The organism is Mesorhizobium sp. M7A.F.Ca.MR.362.00.0.0 (assembly GCF_004023175.1).
Lineage (GTDB): Bacteria > Pseudomonadota > Alphaproteobacteria > Rhizobiales > Rhizobiaceae > Mesorhizobium.
In genome coordinates this window covers 949-7075 of the sequence record NZ_RZTF01000012.1, presented here as the reverse complement: position 1 = coordinate 7075, position 6127 = coordinate 949, and the positions used below count along the sequence as shown (strand labels likewise).

The following is a 6127-nucleotide window of genomic DNA, read 5'->3' as shown; positions in this document are numbered from 1 at the left end:
CTCGAACTGCTGCGGGATGATCGCATTGGGGATCGTCGCTGCCAGTTCGTCGGCCTTGGCGATGGCGCCCTTCATACCTTTCGGGCCTTCTGTCAGCACCAGCTCCGCGCCCAGCAGCGCCAGCATTTTCCGGCGCTCGATCGACATCGTTTCGGGCATCGTCAGGATCAGCTTGTAGCCCTTGGCGGCAGCGGCGAAGGCAAGCGCAATGCCGGTGTTGCCCGACGTCGGTTCGATCAGCGTGGTCTTGCCGGGAGAGATCTTGCCCGACGCCTCCAGCGCCTCGATCATCGCCACGCCGATGCGGTCCTTGACCGAGGCGATCGGATTGAAGAATTCGAGCTTGGCGATGAGATTGGCGACGATGCCCTTTTCCCGGGCGAACTTGTCGAGCCGCACCAGGGGCGTATCGCCGATCGTGTCGGTGATGGAACCGTAGACGCGGCCGCGGCCGGGCACGCGGGCTGATGTGGCGGGCTTCTTCATTTGTTTCGCTCCCAGAACTTCAGGCGAGTAAGGATTTCAGGCAAGATAGGACCTTCGACCGCGCAAGATAGACTGTCGATTGAAAATATCCGAGTGGGACCTGTGTCTAAAACAGTGCCGTCTCGGAAAAGCATTTCCCGCAAAGGCCTGTTTGCGAAATGCTTTGGCCGAAAGCTCGCTATTGGCGGGCGGCAATCGCTGCAGCGGCACCGACCATGAAACCGGCAGCCGTGCGGTTCAGCGCCTTGAGCGCGCGCGGAGATTTCAGGAACCAGCGCGCCTTGGCAGCCAGCGCAAGATACGGCACCAGCACCACCAACAGCACGACAACGGTCAGCGCGACGAGGATACCATACTCTGCCAGCGTGATGGTTTTCAGGTCGACGATGGTCGGCGTGATGGCGAGATAGAAGATCATCGTCTTCGGATTGCCGAGCGTGACAGTCAGGCCGGCGGCAAAGCTCGACAGCAATCCCGCCCTGCCCGTTCGGGCCTCGACGGTCTCGGGCGTGATGCCGCTGTTCCAGAAGCGCCAGCCGAGGAAGGCGAGATAGGCGACGCCGAGCCACTTGATGGCCAGGAAAACCATGCCGAAACTCTGTGCGACGAAGGCGAGGCCGAGCACCACGGCGGTCAGATAGGTGATGTCGCCAACCATCAGGCCAAAGGACATCGCCAGCGACGAGCGGAAGCCGGAGCCGAGCGCACGCGCGACCAGAGCGGTGATGCCGGGGCCAGGGATCGCGGCTGCGATGCCGAGGGCGGCGCTGTAGGCGAGGAATCCGGTAAGGGTCATGGCATTCGTCTCAGATCAGAATGCCTTGTCGCATGGGACCGGCTAAGATTGAATTCCCTGGGGTCGGATTCTATTGCACCAGATATCGGGGGCCTCGCCTTACGAAGCCCCCTCATCCGGCCGCTTCGCGGCCACCTTCTCCCCGCTGGGGAGAAGAGACGAGCGCGGGCCCGCCTACCTCCTCTACCCGCCGGGGAGAGGGCGGATTGTCCCGAATTGCTCTTCGCAATTCGGTTGGCAATCCGGGTGAGGGGGCCTGCGCTACCCGAGCAGATCAGGAGCGACCGTCGCCATGGGTGACACGCCAGATGGTGCCGTTGCCGTCCTCGCTGACGATCAGCGCGCCGTCGTTCGCCACCGCTACGCCGACCGGCCGGCCCCAGACCTCGCCGTTGGAGACGACGAAGCCGGTGATGAAATCCTCATATTCGCCGGTCGGCTTGCCGTCCTTGAACAGCAATCGCACCACCTTGTAGCCGGTCCGGTTGCCGCGGTTCCATGAACCGTGCAGAGCGACGAAAGCATCGCCCTTGTATTCGGCCGGAAAGCTCTTCCCTTCGTAGAAGGCGATGTTGAGCGGAGCCGAATGCGCCTGCATCAGCACATCGGGAACGGTCGTTTTGCCGGCAAGATCGGGGCGCTCACCCTTGTGGCGCGGATCCTCATTGTCGCCGATATAGTACCAGGGCCAGCCATAGAAGGCGCCCTCCTTGACCACGGTCGCGTATTCGGGCGGCACATTGTCGCCAAGCGCATCGCGTTCGTTGACGACGCACCACAGCGCGCCGGTCGCCGGCTGCACGGTCATACCCGAGCAGTTGCGCAGGCCGGTGGCAAAGATGCGGCCGTTCTTGCCATCGGGATCGAAGGCCAGCACGCCGGCGCGGCCGTCTTCGGAACCCCAGGCTGCACCCAACGGCTGCGACTTCGCCCAGGCGTCGAGGCCGCCCTTCGGTTCCTTGCCCATGCGCTCGGCCACATTCGATCCCGAGCCGACCGACAGATAAAGCGTCTTGCCATCCGGCGAGAAGGCGATGTCGCGGGTCCAGTGATGACTGGCAGGGATGTTGCCGACGATGGTTTCCGGATCGCCGGAGGCCTTCAGGTCGCCATTGCGGTAGGCAAAGCGCACGATGCTGTCGCTATTGGCGACATAGACCCATTGCGGGTCAGCGCCCGGCGGATAGAAGGCAATGCCATAGGGCCGTTTGAGACTGCCGGCAAAGATGCCGTCCTGCACAGGGCTCGCACCGCCTTCGGCGAGGCGATAGATGCGGACCTGGTTGGCTTTGCTGTCGGCGACGAACAGGTCGCCGTTCGGCGCGACGCGCACGACGCGTGGATTGTCGATGCCCGATGCAACCAGCTCGGCCGAGAACCCCGGCGGCAGTTGCAGCTTCGCGTCTGCCGGCATGTGCGCGACGCCAGCGCTGTTAGAGGTCGATCTGTTGGCATAGGGCTTAGGCAGATCATCCGGTTCGATCAGGCGGCGTGTGCCCGGCTTGTCCGCTCGCCAGTCACCGAAGGCGTCCGCGCCTTTCAGCACCGGCTCGTCCGCCTGCTGGGCGAATGAAGCGGTCGAGAGAAACAGTGCGGCGGAAAGTGCGGGGCCGGCAAAACGCATCATTCGGTCCTCCAATGTTTGGCGTGAAAACAGGAACGACCGGTTTCGTCGATCGTTCCACGGCACATGATGAGGTGGAGGAAGCTCCCGGTTTCCCGGTTCAGGTCCCGGCGGCGTAAAAATCGTCGTCGAGGCGTTTTTCCAACTCGACGAGGTCGGCCGGCAGCGGCAGGCCCATGGCGCGCATTTCCTGCAGTTTTTCGCGCAACTGCTCCTGGATCTCGTGCTGGTCTTCCGGCTGGTTGACCATCTCCTCCAGCAGGAGGCTGATCCGGGCCTTGAATTCTTCGAGCGCCATCATCGTCTCCTCGGTTGGATCAGCTCAGCGCAGCATGCGGGAAATCAGCTGCGCCGTATAGTCGACCATTGGGACGATGCGCGCGTAATTCAGCCGGGTCGGGCCGATGACGCCGAGCGCGCCGACGACGCGGGCATCCTTGTCGCGATAAGGCGCCACCACCAGCGACGAGCCCGACAGCGAAAACAGCTTGTTTTCCGAGCCGATGAAGATGCGCACGCCCGAGCCCTGCTCGGCGAGGTCAAGCAGCTGGATAAGCCCGTCCTGCGTCTCCATGTCCTCGAACAGATGCCGCAGCAGTTCGATGTCGGCCTGGGCGGTGACGTTTTCGAGCAGATTGGCGCGCCCGCGCACGATGAGCCGTGCCGGCAGGCCGCTGTCGGCGCCGGCCCACACCGCCAGCCCCTTCTCGACCAGGTCCTGCGACAGCGTGTCGAGCGCGGCCCTGGTTTCTTCCTTGATGCGGGCAATCTCGATCCGCGCCTCGGCCAGCGTGCGGCCGCGTATATGGGCGTTGAGGAAATTCGAGGCCTCGTGCAGTTGCGAGACGGTGATGCCGGCGGGCAGCTCGACGACGCGGTTTTCGACGTCGCCATTCTGCGACACCAGCACCGCCAGCGCCTTGGTCGGTTCGAGCTGGATGAATTCGATGTGCTTCAGCGCCACCTCGTTCTTGGCGGCCAGCACCAGGCCGGCGCCGCGCGACATGCCCGACAGCATCTGGCTGGCCTCGGTCAGCATGTGTTCCAGCGTCGCGCCCGAGCCGGACGCCCGCACCTGTGCCTCGATGGCGCGGCGCTCCTCGTCGGAAAGGTCGCCAAGCTCCATGAAGGCATCGACGAAGAAACGCAGGCCGGCCTGCGTCGGCAGCCGGCCGGCCGAAATGTGCGGCGCGTAGATCAGGCCGAGATGCTCGAGGTCGCTCATGACGTTGCGGATGGTCGCCGGCGACAGCGAGGACGGCAGGATGCGCGACAGGCTGCGCGAGCCCACGGGTTCGCCGTCTCTTAGATAGGAGTCGACGATACGCCGGAAGATGTCGCGCGAACGCATGTCGAGCGACTGGAGCGCGGGCGACTGCGAAGCGGGATCGACTGCCTTGGTCATACGGCCAAAAACCTCCGGCCCAAGGATACAGACTTACACTGCACCCGCGCAACCCGGTGTCTGTGTGAGATCACCCGGTGTCTGAGTCCGATCGTCAGGCCATTTTCCTTTGCGCCACGGGGCCCATGCGGTTACAAGCCGGCCAAGATTCCGAAAAATGACAAGAAAGCAGCCTGAATGCGCCCTTCCAAACGCCAATTCGACGAAATGCGTGCCATCTCCTTCGAGCGCGGCGTCTCCAAGCATGCCGAAGGCTCATGCCTGGTGAAGTTCGGCGACACGCATGTCCTGTGCACGGCCAGCCTCGAGGAAAAAGTGCCGGGCTGGATGCGCAATTCCGGCAAGGGCTGGGTGACGGCGGAATACGGCATGCTGCCGCGCTCGACCGGCGAGCGCATGCGCCGCGAGGCTTCGGCCGGCAAGCAGGGCGGCCGCACGCTCGAAATCCAGCGGCTGATCGGCCGTTCCCTGCGCGCCGTGGTCGACCTGCAGGCGCTTGGCGAGCAGCAGATCACCGTCGACTGCGACGTCATCCAGGCCGATGGCGGCACCCGCACCGCATCGATCACCGGCGGCTGGGTGGCGCTGTATGACTGCCTGCGCTGGATGGAAGCGCGCCAGATGGCCAGCGTCGCCAAGGTGCTGAAGGACCATGTCGCGGCGATCTCCTGCGGCATCCATGACGGCCAGCCGGTCATCGACCTCGACTATATCGAGGATTCTTCGGCCGGCACCGACGCCAATTTCGTCATGACCGGCAAGGGCGGCATCGTCGAGATCCAGGGCACCGCCGAGGGCGAGCCCTTTTCGGAAGAGCAGTTCGCCGACTTGATGGGTCTGGCCAAGAAGGGCATCCAGAGGTTGGTGAGTTTGCAGCAGATGGCGGTGGCTTAGTTTTTCGATGCCGAATTTGAGCGCCCCCCTCTGGCCTGCCGGCCATCTCCCCCTCAAGTGGGGAGATTGGCGACTTCTGCGTTGTCGCGCAACGTGCAACGCCGGAGATTGGCGAATACCGAAATGGCATCCGATCTCCCCCCTTGAGGGGGAGATGGCCGGCAGGCCAGAGGGGGGCGCCTCGTGACGCCCTCGGCCATCCTTGAATCCGCTCTCTACGTCACCGATCTTCCCGCAGCGGAAACCTTCTACACCGACATCCTCGGCCTCAATCTCCTCGGCAAGGTCGACGGCCGCCACCTCTTCTTCCACTGCGGGCCGGGCGTGCTGCTCGTCTTCAACGCCGAGGCGACGAAAGTGCCGCCGGCGCCTGACGCCAGGCTGCCGGTGCCGCCGCATGGCGCGGTCGGCGAGGGCCATCTGTGCTTTGCTGCGACCGCCGATGAAATCGCCGGCTGGAAAGCCCATCTGGAGGCAAAGAAGATCGCCATCGAGAGCGAAATCGAGTGGCCGCAGGGCGGCCGTTCGATCTATATACGCGACCCCTCGGGCAATTCGATCGAATTCGCCGAGCCACGAATCTGGGGCCTTTGATGCATTCTCTTGATGGCAAGAAGATCGTCGTCGCCAGCCACAATGAAGGCAAGCTGCGCGAATTCGCCGACCTGATGGGGCCGTTCGGCTTCGAAGCCAGGTCAGCCAAGGAGTATGGCCTGCCGGAGCCGGACGAGACCGGCACCACCTTCGAGGAGAACGCCTACATCAAGGCGCTCGCCGCCGCCAAGGCGACCGGCCTGCCGGCGCTGTCGGACGATTCCGGCCTGTGCGTCGACGCGCTTGATGGCGCGCCCGGCGTCTACACCGCCAACTGGGCCGAAACCCCGGATGGCAGCAGAGATTTCGGCATGGCCATTCAACGCAC

At 64.0% G+C, this 6127-nt stretch carries 8 protein-coding genes; 3 read left to right on the top strand and 5 right to left on the bottom strand.

Features of this window, described 5'->3' with window-relative positions:
• From EOC06_RS41565 to hrcA, 5 genes are all read right to left on the bottom strand, one after another.
• A partial coding sequence (locus tag EOC06_RS41565; protein ID WP_245469304.1) for a PLP-dependent cysteine synthase family protein occupies window positions 1-486 on the bottom strand: 486 nt, incomplete at its 3' end.
• Window positions 487-664: 178 nt separating this feature from the next.
• Window positions 665-1282: a LysE family translocator gene (locus EOC06_RS03285; protein WP_128307079.1), complete on the bottom strand. Its 618-nt coding sequence runs from the start codon at window positions 1280-1282 to the stop codon at window positions 665-667.
• 274 nt (window positions 1283-1556) lie between these two features.
• On the bottom strand, window positions 1557-2909 hold the full coding sequence (locus EOC06_RS03280) for a sorbosone dehydrogenase family protein (protein ID WP_128307078.1): 1353 nt from the start codon (window positions 2907-2909) through the stop codon (window positions 1557-1559).
• 97 nt (window positions 2910-3006) lie between these two features.
• Window positions 3007-3204 (bottom strand): hypothetical protein, encoded by a 198-nt coding sequence (locus EOC06_RS03275; RefSeq protein WP_023814156.1) that lies wholly within the window; start codon window positions 3202-3204, stop codon window positions 3007-3009.
• Between the two features lie 24 nt (window positions 3205-3228).
• Complete coding sequence (hrcA, locus tag EOC06_RS03270) at window positions 3229-4311, bottom strand: heat-inducible transcriptional repressor HrcA (RefSeq protein ID WP_023814157.1); 1083 nt, start codon at window positions 4309-4311, stop codon at window positions 3229-3231.
• Window positions 4312-4488: 177 nt separating this feature from the next.
• Between hrcA and rph the strand changes: the two genes are divergently transcribed.
• The 3 genes from rph to EOC06_RS41560 form a co-directional block, all read left to right on the top strand.
• Window positions 4489-5205 carry a ribonuclease PH gene (gene rph / locus EOC06_RS03265; RefSeq protein ID WP_056585385.1) on the top strand — a complete coding sequence of 239 codons (717 nt, stop codon included), beginning with the start codon at window positions 4489-4491 and terminating at the stop codon, window positions 5203-5205.
• A 183-nt stretch (window positions 5206-5388) separates the two neighbouring features.
• The gene (locus tag EOC06_RS03255; protein ID WP_128307077.1) at window positions 5389-5799 is read left to right on the top strand and encodes a VOC family protein; all 411 of its coding nucleotides are present in this window, start codon (window positions 5389-5391) and stop codon (window positions 5797-5799) included.
• Window positions 5799-6127, top strand: a 329-nt coding sequence (locus EOC06_RS41560) for a non-canonical purine NTP pyrophosphatase (protein ID WP_281062019.1), incomplete at its 3' end; no start/stop codon positions are given. The genes EOC06_RS03255 and EOC06_RS41560, both read left to right, overlap by 1 nt.